Source organism: Streptomyces sp. NPDC041124 (assembly GCF_055592385.1).
The window spans coordinates 17,058-38,390 of the sequence record NZ_JBVIYR010000016.1; the positions used below are offsets into that span (position 1 = coordinate 17,058).

The window sequence follows — 21,333 nt, forward strand, 5'->3', positions numbered from 1 at the left end:
CGACGCGGCTGGACCTGTCCGGGCGATCTCGCGGCCGGGGCTTGACCTCAAGTTGCCTTGAGGTCTCAGAGTGATCTGCATGGATATTGAAACCGCAGACATCAAGGCCATCGAAGAGGTCGTCGCCACTGTCGAGCGCGCTCAGCGCGCCAAAGACGTCGAGGGGTTCCTCGCACTCTTCCACCCCGACGCCCTCTGGACGACCGGCCACGGCAAGGTCCTGATCGGCTTCGGCGCGATCGCCGAGTTCACCCGCGCCGTACTGCCCGCAGCCAGTTGGGACGGTGAGATCACCTACCGGGCAGTGCACACGCAATTCCTGCGGCCCGACGTGGCGGCCGTCAAAGTTCAGCAGGTCTACCGTTCGCCAGAGGGCGACACGGAAGGCGCTCCGCTCTACATCATGACCAAGCAGGATGACGGGAGGTGGCTGCTGCACGCATGCCAGAACACCGAAGTCCGGGTCGAATAGGACGCGAACCACCACATGACTGGCCCATGTCCGGATCGCTGTCCAGAGCATGACGCGAGGCGATCTGAGACACATGCGAAGGGGGATGCGGCTGAGATGATGTCGTAGGCGTAGTACCACTTCGATCAATGCGGTGCCGCAGATGCTGCGCCCGCAGGAACCACAACACCCGTGGCCGCCGACGCAGCAACCAGGACCAGTCTCCTGCGGCATGCGACCGGCCCCCGACGACGATCCTTCCGGCGGTCCCAGGCTTGCGGGTTCTTCCTGTTGTCCGTAAGCGGGAAACCGGAGCGGTTGAGGTGAAACGGTTTCTTCTGCGCGTTCGACCGGGACAACCCGGCGTCAGTACGGGTGCCGCGGGGGTGACGTACCTGGAGAACGGCGCGGAGCACACCCGATGCCGGACCGGCAGCCCCGGCGACGTCCGGCTCGAACAGGGCGGTGTCACTTCATTCTCTTCGGGCGCCCACGATGTGGTCGCCTTGTGGAGGCGAGCACGGGATGGGACGTCTGGCTTTGTTCACGGGCAGCGGTTCTGGCTCAGGTTCTGTGGTGCGGCCACGCTGATTGAGCGGATCAGCCCGCGGTTGACCCATCCCGATGGCGAGAACGAACCCCGGGGGTTAGTCCCCCGCCTCGGCTGCATACCTCTTGCTGAGGAACTGCTTCGCTGCCTCAACCGCTTCCCCGTTGAGTTCTTCGACGGAGACTCCCCAGCTCTCCTCCCAGCCGTCTAGGTTGTGCGCGCAGTGCACAAGGGGTTTCAGCTCTTCGGGATAGTCGAGGTCATAGGCGATGTCGGCCCAGACGAGGTGAGTGCCGACGGCGGGATCCAGGGATCCGTCGGCGATCTGACCGGCGATCCAGTAGGCCATCGCCCGCTTGGCGGCCCGGGGGTCCGCGGGCGGGTGGAAGAGCAGTCCCAGCTCCTCCAGTACCTGGTCGAAGAGCTCTGGCGCTTCGGGCTCTTCGCTCCGGAGGAGTCCAGCCAGCAGGGCGAGGGACGGGCTCTCGACACCCGCAATCAGCGCGTCCAGACCTGCCTGAATGAGCCGGTCCGACCCGACATGTCTGCCGAATGCCCTCTCACGCGCGATGTGTCTGAACTGATCGAGGGCGTCGTCGCTGGTCATCAAAGTCCTTCTCCGTCGGCATCTGGGAGGGGAAGGCTGACACATCCGCCGGCGCCGCTGCCATCGAGTTCCTCCCGCCGGTGATCAGGACATGAGGACGCGCTTGCGCAGGAGGGCGAAGCCTGCCCGGCCGAACACTGGCGCTTGAACATCTTGATCCGGTTGACGTGCCCTTCCACGACGGCTGAACTCCAGGGCAGAGTCAGGCCGGAGGTGACGGCGTCGCGGTCTCGGTCGATGCCTGCGGCGAGGGTGTGGAGGCTGGGCAAGTCGTCCTGCCGGACGGCGTCGAGCCAGTCCGGCAGGCACTCGCCCCGGCGCTCGGTGAGCATGGTCGCTGCCCGGAGGGGTCGGGTTGGGCCTATGTGTTCGATGCGCTCCCACAGACAGATCCTCGCCCTGTTTGACTCGTTCAGGTTCGACCCGGCCTCCGGGAAGGAACCGGATCGGCTCAACCGAGCCGTGGACCGGGTCGGCTTCTTCCTGGACGAGCCGGGTGACGACTTCTCCGACCGGGCTGCAGCTCTGGAGGCGGTGGAGAGCGAGTTCGGCCTAACGGTGGACCCGTAGGTGCCGGCGAAGGGGAACTCGTCACAGGTGTCGTCCGTGATCGCCGGGTCCTTGGTGAACTTGGTCGTGCCGCAGATCGCCCGGCGATTGGCCTTCTGGTCCGAGTCCTTCTGAAGCCGGTGCAGTCCCCGTCACGGGCGTGCGCCACGCGCGTGGTGCCGTCGACGGACTTCCACACGGACACCGCTTCCGTGCTCCGGGACAGCTCCTTGAGTACCGGCTCCCTGGAGAGGGATTCCGCTGCGCCCAGTCGATCATGTCGGCGGACGACCCGTAGTCTGCGCGGGAGACGGACAGTGTGAGGGCGCCTCTGCGGTGTCGACCGCGGCTTCGGCCTTCGCCGCAGTCTTGCGGGTGCGGCGCGGCTTGGCCTCGGCGGCCGCCGCCGCTGCCCCTCGGCTGGTGCCGGTGTGCGGGGACGGGCCGTCCCCGCACACCGGCATGGGTCAGTCCACGGTCACCACATTGCGCGGTGCCTCCGCGAGGCTGGCGGACAGGGTGCCGAACCTGCTTTCGACCGCTGCTTTCTCGGCCGCGTTCGGGTACGGGTTCGTGCACGAAACGCCAGCGCTGCTTCCCGACATCAGGCTCGTGCAGGGACCGGGTTTACGGTCCGGCAGGCCCAGGATGTGGCCGAGTTCGTGCGACGAGATGCGGACCGTGTCGTACCCCTGGTTGACCGCCTGTCGTCCGATGTACACGGTTCCATTGCCGAGCGAGGTGGTCAGGGCCCGGGGCCAGCCGTTGTCGGCCAGGATCCGGATGTTGGCGCGTTGTCCGGTGGCGGCCGGGCGCAGTTCGACTCCCTCCACGCTGGCGTTCCAGATCGCCGCACCCCGGTCGACGGCGGCCCTGAACTCCGCCGAGGCACTGGCGTCGTAGGTCAGGACACGAGCCGCCTGGGACCGGTCGGCGGGGCCTGTCGATGCTGCGTAGGCCTGGCCGCCGACCAGAGTGCAGGCCACCGTGAGGGCGGCGCTGAGGACATGGGCGAGCGGGCGTGAGTGCATGGTCGACCTCCTGCGAGATGGGTGGCGTGCTCATGTCACGTGCTCCGCTGGGCTGTCTGCCCGTGCCCGGCAGGCCCCAATCCGTCAATCGGCACCGCCTGCCAGGTGAGCGCACTCCTCGTCGACAATGCACAGCGCCTCAAACGAAGCAGCGTCCACGGGCTGCCGGCGAACCCGGCCGACGTGCTCGCGCGCGTCCCCCGGGCGGTGGTCTTCCTCGACGAACGGCAGATCATCCGCCCCGACGAGGGCACCACCGTCAAAGAGATCCGCACCGCTGCCCAGGCTTTGGGCCACACCCACCAACCACCACCTGGAACCGGCCGGCTCCTTCCGGTGCAGCGGCTCGGCCGCCTACACCACCTGGGTCGACACCCTCCTCTACGGCACACCCCGGCCCTGGAGGGGACACACCGGCTACGACCTCGGTCTCGCGGACGACCCGTTCCAGCTCCCCGAATGAACAGAACACGCCAAACGCTGATCCGGCACGCCTCGAAGACGGAACGCAGGACCTCGCCGACGACGACCTCGCAAACGGATGGACGGACCGGCTGCTGTTCCACGTGATCGCAGCGCTGACGCCCAAAGCCCGCGCGATCCTGCGCCACATCACCGGCCTGAACGCAACCCCCTGCTACGACGACGTCCAGCAGCACTTCGCCGGCCACGCCACACATCCCATCCCCCTCGCTCGGATCGGCGGGACGCTGATCCGCCTCGCGGCAGTGCAACGCCGCATCGGCCCAGCCGGCACGGACCCATTGCTGCAGCGCAACGAGCACACCCGCCTCTACCGCATCGACCCCGTGCTCGTGGAAGGCCTCCGGCGTGCCTTCACCCTCGCCGACACCCGCCCCGACCCCCTACGCCACTGACCCCTGCTCGGGCCCGCAGTGGAGCGAGCGGAGAACCTCGGCTTCCACATCTCCGCGCGACTACTGTGCTGCTGGTGGATCGTCCCGCCCGACGAAGGGGAGCTGGGTTGTGCTGACCACTACGCACCCGCCGTAGGTACCTCTGGAAAGCCCAGAGGGCCTGACGGAGGCTCCCGATGTCCCGAACTGTCCGCACGACTCCCCGTCAGCTCCGCGTTCGAGAGGACACGTCGGAGTCCATGCTCCTGTATGACCTGCGCTACGCGAACGCTGAACTGGCCCAAGCAGCCCGTGAAGGCCGTCGCCCTGCCCCGGCGAAGATGCTGCGCCAGATCACCTCATGGCAATGGATGGTGCTGTACTGCAGGAAGGGCTCGTTCTCCGGCGAGATCGCCTCGGCTGAGGGCCGCGCCCGGCTCCAGGGGAGGCTCGAGGCCCAGCGGATCCGCGGGCTACACCGCGCCGGCCACAACCTTGACGACGCAGATATACCGCCGGTCCGCCACCGTCATAGTGTGCTCCGGAATGCCTGGTAGAGGTGCTGCAAGGGCTGCGCGAGACCTCGTGCTCGGTTACGTCCACGCTCTGAACGCGATGGACGAGGCCGTGAGGGTGGCGATCCCCTCGCTTGAGCAACTGGCAGATGTGCTTGGCCTGGCCCGTTCGCGCCGGATCAGCCGGAGTGGGCACATCGGTACCTACTCCTGCACGGTTCATGGGGCGGGATGCCGATTCGTCAGCGGCAACGGCACTGAGGCCGATGTGGACTTCGCAGCCGACGGGAGCGAAGTCTTCGACCTCTGGCGGCTGCGCTGGTACGGGCTGAGCCTGCCGGATCCTCTTGACGTCACGGATGAGGATCTGCGGTCCGCAGTGCGGTCGCTGCAGCCGCTTCTGACCGAGGCACGGCTGGGGTGGTTCAAAGTAGCCAGCTGATGGCTTCAGGATGATGTCCGCAGACGGCGGAGGCATATGAGGCTGCAGGCCAGTTCGAGCAGGCCCTGATGGAGATCGGCGCGTCGCTCGTAGCGGGCGCGGAGCCGTTTGAACTGGTGCAGCCAGGCGAAGGCGCGCTCGACGACCCAGCGCACCTTGCCCGATCCGGAACCGTGGGCGACGCCGCGTCGGGCGATCAGTACCGACTGCGTCGAGGGGTCTGTTACCGCCTTCGGCGGGAATCTTCGCCGAAACCCCGTGCACTGCGGCTTCTTCATGAAGGGGAGGCCAGAAGCCCGCCTCTTCCGGTCAGGTTCGGACCTGCGCGTCGCGCGGTGCTCGTGACCGGAGTCTGCCGCACCAGACCTCGGACGTCATGTACGACAAGCCCCCCGCCGTGGCCGGACAACCCGGTCTGGGTGCTGCTGCTCAGACCGGCTGAGTAGCAGAGCGCTGCCCCGCGTCCCGCCCGGGCGGCTTTGATCGACAGCATGAAGTCGAAGATCGTGGTCCCCGTGCTCGGTGCCGCCCTGGTGGCTCTCCTCGGGCTGACGGCCAAGGCATGCGAGTCGATACAAGGCGGGCCCGTTCACAGCACCGAGGAGTTCCGTGACCATGTCCGGGCTACCACCCGGGCCGGCGAGGATGCCTACCGCGCGCTGTCCCCGGCACCGGCCGAGGAGCCGCACGCCTCCCGGCAGGGCAGCTCCTCGTGCGTGGACGACTTCGGCTTCGACGACACCGGCGTCAGCCGGGACGAGCCCGTCTTCACCCTGGACTTCGCCGGCGACGACGACTACCGCGCGGCGCTGGCATCCCTCCGGGCCACCTGGCGCGAGGACGGCCGCACCGTCGAGAAGGTCGACAACGGCATCGCCGCCACCCTCGACGACGGCATCCGGGTCACCCTCCACCTCGGCTACTACGACGGCGAGCCCGAACTGCGCGCCGAGGGCACATGTATGCGCTACCGGCACAACTACGGCGACGCATACGACTACATGGACGACGACAACGGAGACGGAACGATCGACGCATACGAGCGGCCGGACTAGCAGGCCACAGACTCGTGAGCAGCAGCGCGAGCACCGGAAACGCGGCCTGGGCCGGAATCGGGGCATGGACGTGCCCAAGCTGCCGGAAGCCGCCTCCCTGCCGGTTCCCGGGGAGAGCGCCACCGAGAACGACATCACGGTGGCCGACGTCTGGGAGTACCTCACCCACGACGAGTGGGAGGTGGCCCTTGACCTGCTGGAGGAACTCGGGGACGTCCGACCGCTTCCGCTCAGATCCAGGGAAATCCAGGCCACCGCTGCCGAACAGATGCGGCTGGAGACGAGTGCGGCCTGGTGCCACTGGCGCTGCTACGAAACCCGCAACGGCACCATCCGAGCCGACCTCACCCTCCGCCCGGCCACCGAGGCCCGACGACAGACGCCCCTCTTCGGCGCCGGCGTCCTGCGACCGGTGTGGAACATCGGAAACCGAACCCCAATGCGGCAGCACCTTGAGCCCGGCCAAGTGATCACCATGCACGAGGACCGATCCGTGGCCGGGACGGCAGTCGTCGTGGAAGTTCAGCGTCCTTCGGCCACGCCTACGGCATAGGAAAGGGTGCCAAGGCTCCTGGCGTTGGTGCAGAGAAGATCCCACAGCTGACTCAGGTGACCAGTTCGGACGGCGGTGGCGGAGGGATTCTTCTTTCGGGTTCCGGTGGACCGGGTGCGGGGCGGTAGTCCGCTGGGGCTGGTCGGCGGTCGTGACCTTCAGCGCGTGAAGCACGCGCAGTATGTCGCCGCGGTAGTTGTTCGTCGCTCCCGCCGCTTCCCTCTTCCCCTCCTCCGCCATCAGCCCGTATCTCCGTTCTTCACGTACCACTGTGCTCCGGGAGTGCCCGGATGGGGAACCCCGGGCCGGCCCGGTGGCGGCTCAGGTCGCCGCGTCGTTCTGTGCCCGCAGGGCCGCGAGCAGCCAGTCGTGCGCGGCCCCGGGTGTCGGCTCGGGTCGGCCGCCCCGCGGGGTGTTCACCACGGCCATCAGCTCCCAGTAGCGGTCCAGCCGCGGGTCGGCTGTGAGCTGCCTGGCCAGCAGTCGGCGGAAGGCGGGGGTGTCCCGGGTGCCGTACGCGCTTGCGTAAGCGGTCACGAAGCCGTCCAGCGCCTCGCCGGGGTACGGGGTGCGGTTGTGGAGCAGTTGCGGGCCTGCCAGCTCGTACGCCTCGGCGAGACCCGTGTACAGCACGTCCGCGCCGCGGGCCCCTGTGGCCCGGTGCGCCTCGGGCTGGGGCTGGGCGCCGATCGGGCAGGGACGGGTGACGAGGGCGTTCAGCCGGGCGAAGGCCAGCACCTGGGCCGGCTCCGGGTCGTCGGGCGGCTGCGGGACCGTCACTTCCAGGAACGCGGCGGTCGGCCCGGCCGACATCCGCGGCGGCAGCCAGGCGCGCCAGAACCGGACCAGCGGGGCCGTGCTCGGCGGGGTGTCCACCGCGCCGAGCAGCCGCAGCCGGTCGGCTCGCTCCCCGGGCGGGCACTCCCGCACCAGGCGCAGTGCCGCCTCCCGCCAGCGCAGGGCCGTGAGCTGGAAGCCGAGTGCACGCAGTTGTCCGGTGACGGCGTCCTCCAGGGCGGCGCCGAACGCGTCCTCCTCGTCGAGGACGCGGCACACCTCGGGGACCGGGAGGTCCAGGGCGCGCAGGGAGCGGATCAGGCGCAGCCGGTCCAGCGCGTCGGGTCTGTACCGGCGGTGCCCGCCGGCGCTGCGGGCTGCCTGCGGCAGCAGTCCGCGGTCGGAGTAGTAGCGGACGGTCTTGACGGTGACGCGCGCGTGCTCGGCGAGTTCACCGATGCTCCACAGGCCGTCGTGGGGCGCGGGCACTTGAACCTCCCTCAGGGGGAGTTCCTACCGTACCGGCGAGCGTGGGCCGGGCGTATGGGCGGGTCCGCGGGTGACCGCGTGCGAAGGAGAGGGTCATGACCGTGTTCATTCTGGTGCCGGGCGTGTTCACCGGCGTCCACGTCTGGGAGGAGACGGCTGCCCGGTTGACCGGGGCCGGCGCCGAGGCGCGGCCGGTCGCTCTGACGGGACTTGACGGATCACGTGGTCCTGTGGGGTCCTCGGGTGCCGCGTGGTCCGGTGTCGGTCTGGAGACGCATATCGCTGACGTGGTCGCGGTGATCGACTCGGTGGTGAGCGCGGCTGGCGCGGCGGGAAGGGCTGCCGGCCGGGAGGTCGTGCTGGTCGGTCACGGTTACGGCATTCATCCGGTGCTGGGCGCCGCGGAGCGGCGGGCGGAGCGCGTCGCCCGCGTCGTGTACCTGGACGCGGGGATGCCGAGGGACGGCGTCCCGGCCCTGGCGGCGGTGCCCGACCAGGCAGTGCGCGAGCAGGTGCGCGCGCGGGCCGGTGTGGAGGGGGCCGACGGGGTACTGGCTCCTCCGGACCGCGACGAGTGGCGACGGTGGGGCAGTACCGAGGGGGTTTCCGGTGCGGCCCTCGACCGGCTGACAGCACTGGCCGCGCCGCAGCCGCTGGGCACTCTTTGCCAGCCTCTGCGCCTGACCGGCGCGGCGTCCGCGCTGCCCACCACCGCAGTGCTGTGCACCGCCAACGGGGCGAGTGTCGAGATGGTGCGGAGACTGGTGGGTTTCGGCGATCCCGCCCTGCAAGTTCTGGCTGATCCCCGGGTGTCCTTCTTCGAACTTTCCACCGGGCACTGGCCGATGCTCTCCTGCCCGGGCGAACTGGCGGAGGTCCTGCTGCGGGCCGCAGCCGGCGGAGGGCTGCGGTTGGGACCGGCCGGCACCGCGGAACCGCCCGCCCACCTGCGGCCGTTCCGGTTGGAGGTGCCCGAGGTTCCCCGTGAGCGACGGGAGCACGTCGACCTCTACCCGCCGCCCGGCGCCGAGGGCCGGAGCCCCGCAGTGGTGTTCGTGCACGGCGGACCGGTGCCCGCCGGGGCCCGGCCGACCCCGCGGGAGTGGCCGACCCAGGTGGGATACGCACGGTACGCGGCCGGGAGGGGCGCCGTGGGTGTCACCCTCGACCACCGGCTGCACGACGTGGCCGACTACGCGTGCCCGCCTCGGACGTGGCCGCCGCGGTGGAACTGGTCCGGGCCGATCCGCGGGTGGACCCGGACCGGATCGCACTGTGGTTCTTCTCGGGCAGCGGGCTGCTCACGGCTGACTGGCTGGCCGCGCCTCCGGCGTGGCTGCGCTGTCTGGCGGCCACTTACCCCGTCCTGGCTCCGCTGCCGAACTGGGGGCTCGCCGGCAGCCGTTTCCACCCGGCAAACGCCCTGCCCCACGCGGGTGCCCTGCCCGTCGTCCTCACCCGGGCAGGACGGGAGAGCCCGGAGATCGCCGCCACCGTCGAGGCTTTCCTGGCCGCGGGCGAGGAGTGTGGGGCGGCCGTCGAGGTGGTCGACGTGGCGATGGGCCACCACGGGTTCGAGACCGCCGACCCGGTCGTCGAGTGGCAAGCGGCCGTGGACCGCGCGATGCACTCGGTACTGGCGCACCTGACGGTCTCCTCTTCTGTGGCGGGCTGACGATCCGACAGCCCGGAGCGTTTCGCCCTGGGGTCGGTGTTTGCTCCCCTCGGGGTCGGCGGCAGGGTGGGTGAGGAAGGCTGCGGCCGTCCGGGAGCGGCCGGTGTTGTGGCTGACCGGGCGGGCAGCAGAGCCCTGTCCGATCGGTCGAGACCCTGCGGGTGGGGCGGCTGTCACGAGCGGGCTGTCGGCCGTCGCGGTGGGGGTAGCGCACCCAGCAGTTCCCACAAGGGGCGTGAGCCGGTCGCCCACTGCGCGAGGATCTGGCGGTCGACGAGGTGGAGGCGTTGTTGCCGGGCGAAGGTGCGGCCGGGATGGGTGATGCGGCCGTTGGTGACCATGACGACGACGTCCGCCTGGTGGACGGGGCGGCCCGTGCCGTTGAGGACCTGCAGATCCGGGGTGCCGACGGCCGCGCCCCGGTCGCCGTTCTTGCGGTGCTTGCACTGGAGGACCCAGCGCCGGCCGTAGGGGTCGGTGGCTTTCACGTCCGCGCCGAGGTCGCCCCGGCCGCCGACCTGGACGGCGTCCGTGCAGCCGTCGCGGTGCATCAGGTCCCTGATCGCGTGCTCGAACTGGCGGTGGGTGAGCGCGTCCAGCTGCGTGAGCCCGTAGCGCAGTGCACGTGCCTGGACCTGCTGCCACTGCGCGCGCCGGGTACGGTGCTGCCACCAGCCCAGGCCGCCCAGCACCAGGACGAGAGTGGCGGCGACGAGGATCCACCAGTGGGCGATCAGCCAGTTGACCACCATGGCCATGAGGCTGATGGCCGCCACCGCGGCAACCCCCACGGCCAGCAGTTGCACGTCGTCCTGCTGCTGCCGGCGGCTGCGCCGGGAGCGCCGGGTGGCATTGCGACGCCGGGGCGGGCGCCGGCTCATCGCCCACCGCCGGGGGTGGAGAAGTCGATCGGGTACGAGGCCGTCGGTGTGGGCCGTGCCGGCTTGCTCGCGGGGACGTCGAACTTGACGGGGTACGACACCGTGGGCCGCGGCACTCTTACGCGCGCCGCCTGACCGGGGCTCTGATCGGAGCGGATGGGAGAGGTCGCTGCCGGCCCCTCTCCCGGCTTCGGGCGCGCACCTGCGGCATCGCCCGCCTGCCCGTGGCTGTTGCCGAAACTAACGAGGGCCACGGCGACCAACACGAAGATCGTGAGTTCCCGCCGGGCACCCGGCGCCCACCGAGAATGCGCGCGCACTGATGTTCCATCAGAACGTGTATACGGCCGCACGAACGGCATCTGGTCCTCCCCCGAGTCATCACGTCCAGGCGAGGACCATGTTCAGGGCGGCCACTGACAAACGATCCAGGTCACAGGGGTGCTGTGCGCCTGTTCAGGACACCGGCTTCCCCCTTTCCCGCACCGACTGCTGTCCGGCTTCGCTCGAACGAAGGTTCCGTACCCGTTCAAGCCTGCCCGCGGACACAACCAGGTGACCGGTCGTCCCATAGGCCGGGCGCGGTTCCGCTCGCACCGGACGGACGTCGCCGTATTCAGCGGACGGACCGTAAATGGACAACCAGTACGTGGCCGAACTCGGCGTGCGCTGAGAGCGGTGGTACGGATGAGCCGGGGAGCTGGGACAGGAGGTTCCTGCTCAGGTTGCGCTGTCGCCGGGGCACCTGTGCCTCGTGGGTACACCCTCCAGGGCGGCCGGTACTTGCGGCCGCCCCGTCGCCACGACGTCTCCGTCCACCGGCCGGCCTCCACCGCACAGCTGGCGGCACGTCACTTCCTCAGCCCTGCCACAGTCTCGTAGCACCTCGGCGTCCTGCACCGGGCCGGCCTCGTCACCCGCACCCGAGCGGGTCGATCCGTGCTCTACCGCCGCACACCCGAAGGATCCCGGCTGGCAGGAAGCCGTTGGGCGGGGTGGGGCAAGGAGCCGCGACGGTCACCGACCCGGCCTGGCTTGTGACGGTGTGCCAGGCGTGGCAGCGCCGGATGGTTTTCCCCGCGGGCTCACGAGAAGAAGAGCCGATGAGGAAAGACAGGGCGGCGGCCCGGGCAGGGGCACGGTGGCCGGCCGGTACAGGGGCCCGTGCGCCACCACGCCCCGGATCCGGGGCAGCGGTCGGATGACCGTCCTGTGGTTTTCTGCGGGCTCGCGGCTTCGCGCTCCGCCCGGACCAGGCAGTCGGTGACCCGGATGACGGACTCCCGTCGCTGGGCTCGTTCGGCAGCGGGGCGCCGGGCCGGCGCGACCATCCCCCGCGGGGGCGAGGAGCAACTGTTGCCCTGCTGCGGACCGGTCGCGCGGTTGGGACCGGCCCGCCCGTGCGGAGATGACTGCTCCCCCGGTCCGGGCGGACGATCGGCGAGTTCGTACGAGGCTGCTGGTCGGAGTGACGCTCGCGGTGCCGGCCGTGGTGTACCACGGTGGCGCGGAGGTTTCCGCGATGGCTCACTGGAGCAGTTCGATGTGCGGATGGTCCGGGGATGTCGGGCAGACGTGGAGCTGGAGGTTGTTGCCGCCGGTGATGTCGATCTTGGTGAAGTTGCCGTCCGGCTCTCCCATGGGACGCGGTGGCTGGGGCATCCGTTCCTCCTCGGGGATCCAGGTCCCGCTGCCGCCGTCCCATTCCGAGGAGGCGATGGTCAGGAGCGGGACCGCCTCGGTGCCGCACTCGGGGCAGGGGCGGGGCACGGGGTCGGTGGGGCTCCAGCGGGTCCAGCCGCCGGTCTTCCAGCCGGGAGCGTGGCAGAGATTGTTCAGGTAGAGCTCGCCCGGGTCGTCCGCGTACGCGTTGTACCGCGCGGGGTCGATCGTCTCCCAGCGGCTCATGTCGTCCAGCTGGTCCCGAAGCTCCTTGCTCAGTTCCAGGGGGTTGGGGAATTCGGTGACCTGCTCCGGTGAGAACAGACACGGCTCCGGGAGGTACCGGTCCGTCTGGAGGACGGGCGGCTCGGGCGGTGCGTCGAGGACGTCGGTGACGGTGGCGGAGGAGCGCCAGAAGAGAGCGGTCCGGGGGTGGGCCATCTTGTGGTCGAAGGGGCACCACAGGACCTGGAGGAGGTCCGCGTGGGGCGGGCACGGGAAGGGGATGTCGCGCGCGTAGAGCTGGGCGACGGGGAGGAGCGGGATCGGGCCGTCGAACCACGGGCGGCCCATCTTGATCCGCTCCCATGTCGCCAGTTCCTCGGGGGTCCACTCGGGTGCCTGTGGGTCATGGCGCAGCCGCTCGGCGGCTGCGGCGCGTTCGCGGCGGAGATGCCGGATGTCGTCCGGGGAGAGGATCTCCGGCGACGCGTGCCTGTTGTGCGGCTCGGCGCAGTGCGGCCACGGCTCGTCGGCGGGCCACAGGAGCGGCCCGCCGGCGGAGCTGTCGTGCGCGGTCGGTGACCCGGGCCGCGGGTGCAGCCGGGTCGCCGTGCGGGCCAGCGGGGCGAGCTGAGGGAAGAGCGCGGTGATGTCGACCGGCCGCGGCGGGGTGGTGAATAGGGCGTTCACGGCGGTGATGCTGCCAGCAGCCGCTGACACGTGGGTGTGCGAGTACCGCGCCGTCTTCTGGCCGACCCCGCGTTCGTCCGGGCCCTGTACGAGCGGGACTTCGCGAGGAGACTTTCGCCGAAGCGTTGAAACGAAACCGGTTGGTGGTTGATGGTTCATCTAAAGCTCCGCCGGAGCTCTGACTGGAAGGAACCACGGCATTATGAGGAGCCGACCCAAGAAACTGGTGCTGGGTGCCATGGCGGCCGTCGCGGTGAGCGTCGCGCTCCCGGCAGCCCCCGCCTTAGCCACCGAGGAGATCGACTGCGGCGCCGGCACGGATTCCGTGAGGGTGACGTACCTGGAGAACGGCACGGAGCACGCCCGGTGCTGGACCGGCCCCGGCGACGTCCCGCTCGACCAGGGCGGTGTCACCTCTTTCTCCTCGGGCGCCCACGACGTGGTCGTCTTCTGGAGGACGAACCTCGGGTGGGACGTCGAAGTGCTCCCGCCCCACACGTCGGCCCCCTTCACCGGCGCTGACACCTACCACGTCTACGGTTTCCACGTCAGGTAAGCGCTGACGGCGGCCGGCCGGTCCGTCCGGGCCGGCGGGCCGTTCGCGACGCACACGGTGGCGAGGGTGTCGCCACCCGTGTGGGGGCGGGTGCGCGGGCGCGCCCGCGGACGGTCGTTCGGAGGTGAGTGGCGCAGATCCGCCATGCGTACGCTTGATGTGCGTGTTCCGTACGTACTTTGTACGTGTCAGGAACGGCCGAGGGATAGGGTGAGGGCGGGAGGTGTTCCATGTCCGAGTTGTTCGACGCGGTGGACGCGCTGGTTGCGTCCCGCTCCCCGCTGCCGCCGCCGGCCGAGCGCAGGCGGCTGCGGCAGGCGCATGCGCTCACCCTCGACGAAGTGGCCGCTGCCCTGGACGTGCGGCGGGCGACTGTCGGCGGCTGGGAGTCGGGCAGGACAGAGCCCCGGCCGCCGGAGCGGGAGGCGTACGCGCACCTGCTCAGGCAGCTCGCGCAGCTCTACCCCGCTCCTGAGGGCTTCGGCGCGTCCTCGCGGGAGGACACCGCGGTGGCGCGGACATCTCCCGCTGCGGTACCCGGAGCGCCCGCTCAGCCCGGTGGTGGGGCGCCGCACGCCGCGGTCCCGGCGGAAGCAGAGTTCCCGGCCACTCCTCCCCCGGTGGCCACGCCGCCGGTGGCCGTCGCCGGAGCGGCTGCCCCGTCGCGGGTCCGTGCGGCCCGGCCGCCGCAGGACTCGCGCCGCCCCGCTGCGACGGCCGCACCCGCCCCCGTGCGCACTCCCGCGCCGCCCGGCGGGGCGTACGCGCACGGTCCGCTGCTCGTCCTCGACGCCGGTGCGGACAGGCAGGTGACCGGCTACGGTGCCGGCGGCCTGATCCTGGACGTTCCCGCCAAGTCGCTGCCCGCGCTGGTGGAATGGACGCTCACCGAGGCGCAGCTGGGGGCGGGGAAGCTGCACGGCTCGGGCAAGGACGCCGACCCGCTGCTGGTGCTGACCGCGGCGGCCTGCGAGCGCTACGGCCTGCCCGGGCAGCTGTCCGAGGCGGAGCGTCGCGCCTGGCGGCTCCCGGAGGGGCACAAGGTCGTCAAGCAGCTCCAGCGTGCCGGCTGGCAGCTCACCAAGCGAGGGCTGGGGCCGTGGGCGCGGATCTACCGCCCCGCTCAGGGCAGCCGTCGGCAGTGTGTGCAGCTGTGTCTGCCCTCCTGGCACGCCCTGGACGACCGGGCCTGGGGTCACGCCGCGCAGCTGGAGCCGGCCGGGCTCGCCCGGGTGCTGGGTGTGTACGCGGACCGGGTGATGACTCCGGTGGGTTCCACCGCCGTGACCGGGCTGCAGCTGATGACCGCGCTCAACCCGCCGACCAGGGCGGGCGAGCCGGACGAGAACGGCCACCGGCATCGCGCACACCGGCCCGGGTCGCTGGGAACCGAGCCGATGGACCCGCCGCCGTGCGAGGCGACCGACGGACATCCTGTCCTTGCTCATCTGCCCCGCTTCCATGTGCGCGGGCCCGATGAGCGGTTGTTCGAAGAGGCTTACGACTGGGCGCGGGACCTGACCGATACCGAGTGCATGCGGCGTCATCTGGTCGGCATCGATGTGAATCTGGCGTTCGGCGCGGCCGCCAACGGCGCGGTCGTCGGTCTGGCGTCGCCGCCTGTGCATGTCGCCCGCCCGGTCTTCGATGCGGCCGTGCCCGGCTCCTGGCTGGTCGACCTCTCCCACGTGGACCTGTCCCGGGTGAAGGTGGGCAAGCAGAAGCAGTGGCGCGCGCTGGAAGGGGATCTGCTGCCCAGCCCGTTCACGCCGACCGGCGAACGCCCGGCCGGGCCGGCCTGGTACACCACGCCGACCGTCGCCTACGCCGTGGAGCTCGGCTACGACGTCGCCCCCGTCGAGGCGTGGGTGCGTACCGAGGCGGGCCGGTTCCTGGACGGCTGGTACAAGCGGCTGCGGGACGCCTACGTCGCCACCATGGCGGATCTCGGCGTGGGTGAGAAACTCGGTCCGGTGGAGTTCCTGGAGGCGATGGACGGCCACAGGCAGCGTGATGCGGAGCTGGGAATCGTCGTGGACGCGGTCAAGATGACCGTCAAGGGCGGCATCGGCAAGTTGCAGGAGAAGGCGCGTGGTGGCGGCTGGAAGCCGGGGCAGGCCTGGCCCGCCCTCGCCCGGCCGACCTGGCGGCCCGACATCCGCGCCACCGTGATCTCCCGGGCCCGGATCAACATGCATCGCAAGATGGTCGCTCTCGCGGCAGCCACCGGCCGCTACCCGGTCGCGGTCCTGTCCGACTGCGCCGTGTACGCCGCCGATGGGCCCAGCCCGCTGGACGTGCTGCCCTACGACGGTGACGGCAGGACCGTGCCCGGCTCCTTCCGGCTGGGGGTGTCGCCCGGGATGGTCAAGCACGAGGGCACGCAGAGCGTGCTGTGGGGGGCGGACGTCCTCGAGCAGCTCGCCGGCGACGGCCATGTCGCCAACCTCGCCCGCTACATCAAGAGCGGCACGGTCACCGCCCAGGACACCGGAGAATAGGGGGAGTTGCGGCGATGGTCGCGGTCGCGGAGGAACTCGACAAGGCGGTGCAGGGCGCGTTCACGCGGCCCGTGCCCAAGTCGGCCGGGGCGCAGATGCGTTCTCTGGTCAGGAAGCACGGTGGCAGGACGAAGCCGGTGGCCGTACTGCTCGGCATCAGCCAGCGCACCGTCGAACGGTACGTGAAGGACCAGATCAGACACCCCCGGCCGCGGCTCGCCGAACGCCTCGAGCGTGAAGTGCGCGCGCGGTGGCAGCCGCAGATCCGTGCCCGGGCCAGGCACACCGCGGTCACCAGCGGCGGCATCATGATCGACACTCGGGCCCGGTTCGGTTTCACCGCCGCTGCGGGCAGCAGCGACGACGCCCGCGTGCGGCACCTCACCCTCGCCCTGCCTCCGCAGCATGCCGCCCGCCTGTTCGAGGCGCAGGAGGCCGGCGCCACCGAGGAGGAGCTCCGCCGGGTGGCGGCCGAGGCCCTGGGCGAGGTGTACTTCCGCGACAGCGGCCGCCGCGCCCACGGCCTCGAGGTGGCGCTCACCGACCTCGAGCACCTGGAGTTCGAGCTGTAGTCCCCCGGCGCATCGGTGTCGGGCCCTGGAGGAACCGGCCGAGAAGCACCCCGGCCGGTTGGTCCCGCTTCTGTCGGATGCCGGCGGCCGCCGGGCTGTGTTCGACGGCGGCGAGCGGGCGGCAGCCGCGTTCGGCGGCTGGACGTCGTCGTCGGCAACGGGGGCGGGAGGTCCGCCGACGGCGCTGCTCCGCAGTGCCGTCGGGGTCGACCGGGTGGAGCGGGCGTGTGGTGTCGGCCTGATCGTCGGCAGGGGCCGGGCGGGGCGAGGGGGCCGGCTTCGTGTGGAAGGGGGGTGCGCATCCTCGAAGTTGGCCGCCGGGAGGGCGGGTGCCCAGGATGAGGCACCGGACAGCCCACGTCAGCGAGGGACGGGATATGGCACACATCGAGGTCACCCATGGTCTTCCTGGCATCAGCGGGCTCATGGCCCGGTACCCCGGCACGGGCGGTGTGCTCTCTCAGCTGGCCGAGACGCTGCTGCGCGGCGGCGAGTCCCCGATCAGCCGCGGTGAGCGCGAACTGATCGCCGCGTACGTGTCGGAACTCAACCGGACGCGGTTTTGCTCCGACTCGCACAGCGCGTCCGCCGCGGCACAGCTGGAGGGTGGGGCCGAGCTGGTCAAGGCGGTCCTGGCCGATGCCGGTGCCGCCCCCGTCACGCCGTTGCTCAGGGGCTTGCTGCGCATCGCCGCCGAGGTGCAGGCACAGGCGCAGCCGGTCTCCGAGCGGGCCGTCGCCGCCGCCCGTGCCGAAGGTGCCACCGATGCGCACATCCACGACACCGTGCTGATCGCGGCGGCCTTCTGCATGTTCAACCGGTACGTCCAGGGGCTCGCGACCGCGCTGCCCTCCGACCCGGGCTACTACAGCGCCTGCGCGGAGCACATCGTCAGGCACGGCTACCGCTCCGCGCGCTGACGCGGCGTTCGTTCCGTTTTTCCCGAGGAGGAGGACGATGTGGACCGCTCCGTGACAGACATCCCCCACCAGCGGGGCAGGATCGCCCTGATCACCGGCGGCTCCTCGGGGATCGGCCTGGAGACGGCCCGGGTGCTCGCGGCCCGCGGTGCCCGGACCGTTCTCGCCTGCCGGGACGTCGAGCGGGGCCGTGCCGCGGCGGCCGGCCTGGACGGGGACGCGGACGTCGTACGGCTCGACCTGGCGTCGCTGGGCTCCGTACGGCAGGCCGCGGCGGAGGTGCGCGGCCGGTACGGGCGGCTCGACCTGCTCGTGAACAACGCCGGGGTGATGTTTCCCCCGCACGAGCGCACCGAAGACGGCTTCGAGGTCCACTTCGGCGTCAACCACCTGGGGCACTTCGCGTTGACGCTCCTGCTGCTGGACCTGATGCGGCAGGTGCCCGGCTCACGGGTCGTGACCGTGAGCAGCCTGGCGCACCGGGCGGCCCTGGGCGGGCTGGACGCCGAGGCGGCCCGCTCCGCCGGCGGGCGGCGGTCGGTGGCCGCTTACGGGCGCTCCAAACTGGCGAACCTGATGTTCTCCCGCGAACTGCAGCGCAGGTTGGCCGAGGAGGGCGCTCGGACCGTCGCGGTGGCGGCCCATCCCGGCCTGTCGGCAACCGGCCTGTGGCGGGGCGACGCGCCGGCGCCGCTGCGTCCGGTGAGCCGGGCCGCGCTGAGGTTCCTCGCCCGGCCGCAGGCGCGGGCGGCGGAGCCGGTGGTGCAGGCCGCCACCGGCCGCTGGGTTCTTGCGGGCGCGTATCTGGGACCGGGGAGGCTCGTGGAGACCCGGGGCGTTCCGGCGCCGGCCCGGTCGAGCCGGGTCTCGCGGGACGAGCGGGCACAACTGCGGCTGTGGGAGATGTCGGAGGAGCTGACCGGAACGAGGTACGGGCGCCGGCCTGCTTTCCCTTCCGTGGCCGGCGCGCCGTCCTGACGTCCCGGTGTCGCTCTGCGTGGCCGTGTGCCGCGGCCGGTCCGCTCCGGCAGAGCGTGGGGAGAGGGCAGGCCGTTCCCGGTGGAGCGCTCTGGTCCCACCGCGCACTTCCAGTGAGAGGCGGGCCGCCCGGTGGCGAGGGTGAACCGGAGGTGCCCGTCCGCGATGCTGCCGCCCCCGGCGCACCGGGTGGTCGAGGGGCGGCTTCGTTTCCCTCCGTCCGACGCACCACCAGGAAATGACGCAAAGGGGTATTCCATGCATTCCGTTACCGACAGGACGTCCGCCAGGCTGCGTGTTCCTCCCGGCTCCCCCGAGGACGGCCGGCCGCGGTCGTTGTTCGTCACCGGTCACTTCCCCCGCCGGCGAGCTCTGGTCATCGGTCTCGCCGCGCTCTTCGGATTCGCGCTGACGGTCATGTGGTCGCACGAGTTCGTCGACCAGACCATCGGCGCCAACGTCGCCGGCGCGCTGCTGGGCCAGGACGCCGCGACGGCTTCCTTGAACAGTTCCCTGATCGGCGTCGCGTTCGCTCTGGCGACCGGTGTCGCGGGGACGTTCACCGCCTGCAACGTGGCGGTGTTCAGCGCGGTGGCCCCGCTGGCGGGGCAGTCCCGGTCGCGGCGCGGCCGGCTGGCCCAGACGGTCAGACCCCTGGGGTATCTGGCGGCCGGTTCCGTGGCCGTGTCCGCCGTCTACGGAGTGGTCGTCGCGCTCGTGGGCACCGGCATGCCGCAGTTCCGGCTCGGCTCCCCGGGAGCGGGCGGCTTCCCGCCGGTCCTGGTGCAGGCCATGGTGACCTACGGGATCATCGGTGCCGTGATGGTGTGGATGGGCCTGGCCTCGCTGGGTCTGGTGCCCGACCCGCTGGCGCGGGTGGCCGCGCGTTTCCCGAACGCCCCCCTGGTCGTCATGGGCGTCCTCATCGGCGGTTTCCTCATCGGCCGTCCCTACCCCTTGTTCAGGCGTCTGTTCCACGACGCGGCCGAGAGCGGCAACGTGCTGTACGGAGCGGCGGCCTTCTCGCTGCAGGCGCTGGGCAACCTGGTGGTGGTGGGCGTGCTGTTCGTCCTGATCACCCTGCTGGCGGGCGAGCGGCTGCACCGCTGGATGACGGCGCGTCCCACCCGTGTCTCCGCCGTGACCGCCGCGGCGTTCATCGCGGCGGGGACCTTCATGGTCCTGTACTGGGACGTGCGCATGCTGGCCCGGCGTGACCTGATCTGGTTCCCCCTGGCGCCCTGGGTGTGACGCGCCCCGCCGTGCGGGTTTCCGCCTCGCTGCGCCGTGCGGTTTCCGGCACGGCGCAGCGAGGCGGTGCTGCCCGCCGTGGCGGGGGCGCCTTGTCCGGCAAGGTTCCTGCGGGGTGGGTTGTTCGGTGGCGTGCGTGATGCGCCGGGCACGGGGGCGGCCGGTCCGGCCGCGCGCTGCGAGGTGCGGGTCGCGTACGCGGTGGGCAAGGCCGGGCCGGTCGGCCTGTTCGTGGAGAGCTGGTCCGGCCCGGGGGGCCGCCGTGTGGCTGCGGCCCCCCGGGGCCGGAACTCGGCACCGCCGAGGTCGGCACGGGGATTTGGTCGAGCGGGCCGTCGACGTGGGTCCCCGTGCCGGCCGGCCGACGCGGATTCGTGCGCCCGCGGCGATCCGGTGGTACCGGCCGGCGGGGCGCCCGGGGAAGAACGGTGCCGGCCGGCGTGGTCCTGCGCCCGGCCGCCTTCCGGGGTGCGAGCAGGGCAGCCGTGCGTTTCCTGGCGCGGCACATCGAGCGCGTGGTGTGTCGCGCCGCCGGTCAGCGGACCGGGGCGGTGGTCACCGTGGCGTCGAAGCAGGACCTGCCGTCCTGGACGGCCTCCACCCGCACTGTCCTGTTCATGTCATTCTGGGGGGAAGGTGCGGGCTCGGCAGTGAGCCGGCACGGGCTGTCGAACTCCACGTAGCGGGAGAAGCGGACATCCATGGAGGAGGGCCAGCCGGAGGCCCGGCCGTCCCCGCAGGCGTGCGCGACCTGCCGCGCCGCCTCCAGGAGCACCATGCCGGGGACATGGTCGACGGGGTGGTCGAACAGCACCGGATGCCCTGTGTCGGATCGCAGTTCCCAGCACCGTTCCTGGTCCGTCGGCGCCAGGACGACGTCCTGCGGGCGTTCACGTCCGCACACGTCGTGCGGCAGGGGAGGCGCCGGTGACGGAGCGTCGACGAAGATCTGCTCCCGGTCGGACCGCCCGGGCCGCAGCCGCCGGTACACGGCGGGCGCGAGACAGCGGAAGGCGGTGCTCGCCACCGCGAGGAACTCATCGCCCCGGCTGATTTCGAAGCGCATGGTCAGCGCGGCCGGCAGTGAGCCGCGGTACACGATGTCGGAGCACTGCACGCGCAGCGATATTTCGGCTGGCGTGCGATGGATGCGCATGGGGCCGGGCATCACCAGGTAGTTGAACCGCGACCAGCTGAGCTGATAGCCGAACGGGACGCCGTAGGCGGCGTGGAGCAGCAGCGGAAATGTCTGCCGGATGGTCTCGCACAGGAGCAGCGGGTCGTACAGGCCGTGTTCGGACAGGTAGAAGCTGTGGCATCTGGGCCACTGGGCGGAGATGTCGAAGGTGTCCGGCGCGGCGGCGGACCAGCCGGTGAGGAAGACATCGGCCAGTGCCGCGCGGTGGACGAACTCCTTGGCGACGGTGGTGGTCAGGACGGGGCGTACGGGTGCGGGGCCTTCCAGTGATGTGAGCATGCCTCTCCCCTGGGTCGTGCGTAGTGAGGGGCCCGAAGACCTCGGCGGTCGTGGGCGAAGATCTGACCGGTT

General features: G+C 71.1%; 20 protein-coding genes and 3 pseudogenes. 14 read left to right on the plus strand and 9 right to left on the minus strand.

From position 1 onward, the window contains the following. The first annotated feature begins 79 nt into the window (after positions 1-79). Positions 80-472 carry an SgcJ/EcaC family oxidoreductase gene (locus tag ACZ6A9_RS31435; protein WP_468992646.1) on the plus strand — a complete coding sequence of 131 codons (393 nt, stop codon included), beginning with the start codon at positions 80-82 and terminating at the stop codon, positions 470-472. 626 nt (positions 473-1,098) lie between these two features. Here the strand turns inward: ACZ6A9_RS31435 and ACZ6A9_RS31440 are convergent. Further along, on the minus strand, positions 1,099-1,608 hold the full coding sequence (locus tag ACZ6A9_RS31440; RefSeq protein WP_468992649.1) for a hypothetical protein: 510 nt from the start codon (positions 1,606-1,608) through the stop codon (positions 1,099-1,101). 84 nt (positions 1,609-1,692) lie between these two features. Beyond that, positions 1,693-1,964: pseudogene (locus ACZ6A9_RS31445) on the minus strand (transposase); the annotation flags it as partial. Positions 1,965-1,980: 16 nt separating this feature from the next. Between ACZ6A9_RS31445 and ACZ6A9_RS31450 the strand changes: the two are divergent. Then, positions 1,981-2,178 carry a hypothetical protein gene (locus tag ACZ6A9_RS31450; RefSeq protein ID WP_468992894.1) on the plus strand — a complete coding sequence of 66 codons (198 nt, stop codon included), beginning with the start codon at positions 1,981-1,983 and terminating at the stop codon, positions 2,176-2,178. A 446-nt stretch (positions 2,179-2,624) separates the two neighbouring features. Here ACZ6A9_RS31450 and ACZ6A9_RS31455 read toward each other — a convergent pair whose 3' ends face one another. Both ACZ6A9_RS31455 and ACZ6A9_RS31460 read right to left on the minus strand, forming a co-directional pair. Further along, positions 2,625-3,188 carry a snapalysin family zinc-dependent metalloprotease gene (locus ACZ6A9_RS31455; protein WP_468992653.1) on the minus strand — a complete coding sequence of 188 codons (564 nt, stop codon included), beginning with the start codon at positions 3,186-3,188 and terminating at the stop codon, positions 2,625-2,627. 84 nt (positions 3,189-3,272) lie between these two features. Next, positions 3,273-3,485 carry a hypothetical protein gene (locus ACZ6A9_RS31460; RefSeq protein WP_468992657.1) on the minus strand — a complete coding sequence of 71 codons (213 nt, stop codon included), beginning with the start codon at positions 3,483-3,485 and terminating at the stop codon, positions 3,273-3,275. Between the two features lie 269 nt (positions 3,486-3,754). On the opposite strand from ACZ6A9_RS31460, the gene ACZ6A9_RS31465 reads away from it, so the two are divergent. From ACZ6A9_RS31465 to ACZ6A9_RS31475, 3 genes are all read left to right on the plus strand, one after another. Further along, complete coding sequence (locus tag ACZ6A9_RS31465) at positions 3,755-4,066, plus strand: hypothetical protein (RefSeq protein WP_468992660.1); 312 nt, start codon at positions 3,755-3,757, stop codon at positions 4,064-4,066. Positions 4,067-4,305: 239 nt separating this feature from the next. Next, the gene (locus tag ACZ6A9_RS31470; protein WP_468992666.1) at positions 4,306-4,602 is read left to right on the plus strand and encodes a hypothetical protein; all 297 of its coding nucleotides are present in this window, start codon (positions 4,306-4,308) and stop codon (positions 4,600-4,602) included. Further along, entirely contained in the window at positions 4,592-5,002 is a 411-nt protein-coding gene (locus ACZ6A9_RS31475) for a DUF6896 domain-containing protein (protein ID WP_468992670.1), read from the plus strand. Before ACZ6A9_RS31470 ends, ACZ6A9_RS31475 begins: the two co-directional genes overlap by 11 nt. A gap of 5 nt (positions 5,003-5,007) precedes the next feature. Here the strand turns inward: ACZ6A9_RS31475 and ACZ6A9_RS31480 are convergent. Beyond that, positions 5,008-5,199: pseudogene (locus ACZ6A9_RS31480) on the minus strand (transposase); the annotation flags it as partial. 294 nt (positions 5,200-5,493) lie between these two features. On the opposite strand from ACZ6A9_RS31480, the gene ACZ6A9_RS31485 reads away from it, so the two are divergent. After that, positions 5,494-6,057, plus strand: a complete 564-nt coding sequence (locus ACZ6A9_RS31485; protein ID WP_468992675.1) for a hypothetical protein — start codon at positions 5,494-5,496, stop codon at positions 6,055-6,057. A gap of 64 nt (positions 6,058-6,121) precedes the next feature. Further along, entirely contained in the window at positions 6,122-6,610 is a 489-nt protein-coding gene (locus ACZ6A9_RS31490) for a hypothetical protein (protein ID WP_468992679.1), read from the plus strand. A 321-nt stretch (positions 6,611-6,931) separates the two neighbouring features. Here ACZ6A9_RS31490 and ACZ6A9_RS31495 read toward each other — a convergent pair whose 3' ends face one another. Then, entirely contained in the window at positions 6,932-7,876 is a 945-nt protein-coding gene (locus ACZ6A9_RS31495) for a helix-turn-helix domain-containing protein (RefSeq protein ID WP_468992684.1), read from the minus strand. A 95-nt stretch (positions 7,877-7,971) separates the two neighbouring features. On the opposite strand from ACZ6A9_RS31495, the pseudogene ACZ6A9_RS31500 reads away from it, so the two are divergent. After that, positions 7,972-9,551, plus strand: a pseudogene (locus ACZ6A9_RS31500) (alpha/beta hydrolase). Between the two features lie 173 nt (positions 9,552-9,724). On the opposite strand, the gene ACZ6A9_RS31505 reads toward ACZ6A9_RS31500, so the two are convergent. Continuing rightward, on the minus strand, positions 9,725-10,432 hold the full coding sequence (locus ACZ6A9_RS31505; RefSeq protein ID WP_468992687.1) for a restriction endonuclease: 708 nt from the start codon (positions 10,430-10,432) through the stop codon (positions 9,725-9,727). Positions 10,433-11,959: 1,527 nt separating this feature from the next. Beyond that, entirely contained in the window at positions 11,960-13,006 is a 1,047-nt protein-coding gene (locus tag ACZ6A9_RS31510) for a hypothetical protein (RefSeq protein ID WP_468992691.1), read from the minus strand. Between the two features lie 202 nt (positions 13,007-13,208). Between ACZ6A9_RS31510 and ACZ6A9_RS31515 the strand changes: the two genes are divergently transcribed. From ACZ6A9_RS31515 to ACZ6A9_RS31540, 6 genes are all read left to right on the plus strand, one after another. Beyond that, entirely contained in the window at positions 13,209-13,562 is a 354-nt protein-coding gene (locus tag ACZ6A9_RS31515; protein ID WP_468992696.1) for a hypothetical protein, read from the plus strand. Between the two features lie 230 nt (positions 13,563-13,792). Continuing rightward, complete coding sequence (gene tap / locus ACZ6A9_RS31520; protein WP_468992699.1) at positions 13,793-16,063, plus strand: telomere-associated protein Tap; 2,271 nt, start codon at positions 13,793-13,795, stop codon at positions 16,061-16,063. A gap of 14 nt (positions 16,064-16,077) precedes the next feature. Continuing rightward, complete coding sequence (gene tpg / locus ACZ6A9_RS31525; protein WP_468992703.1) at positions 16,078-16,635, plus strand: telomere-protecting terminal protein Tpg; 558 nt, start codon at positions 16,078-16,080, stop codon at positions 16,633-16,635. 377 nt (positions 16,636-17,012) lie between these two features. After that, the gene (locus ACZ6A9_RS31530; RefSeq protein ID WP_468992707.1) at positions 17,013-17,555 is read left to right on the plus strand and encodes a carboxymuconolactone decarboxylase family protein; all 543 of its coding nucleotides are present in this window, start codon (positions 17,013-17,015) and stop codon (positions 17,553-17,555) included. Between the two features lie 51 nt (positions 17,556-17,606). After that, complete coding sequence (locus ACZ6A9_RS31535; RefSeq protein ID WP_468992712.1) at positions 17,607-18,533, plus strand: oxidoreductase; 927 nt, start codon at positions 17,607-17,609, stop codon at positions 18,531-18,533. Positions 18,534-18,791: 258 nt separating this feature from the next. Further along, positions 18,792-19,784: a hypothetical protein gene (locus ACZ6A9_RS31540; protein ID WP_468992717.1), complete on the plus strand. Its 993-nt coding sequence runs from the start codon at positions 18,792-18,794 to the stop codon at positions 19,782-19,784. Between the two features lie 535 nt (positions 19,785-20,319). Here ACZ6A9_RS31540 and ACZ6A9_RS31545 read toward each other — a convergent pair. After that, positions 20,320-21,261, minus strand: coding sequence for a ScbA/BarX family gamma-butyrolactone biosynthesis protein (locus tag ACZ6A9_RS31545; protein WP_468992720.1), 942 nt, complete (start codon positions 21,259-21,261; stop codon positions 20,320-20,322). Positions 21,262-21,333 lie beyond the last annotated feature (72 nt).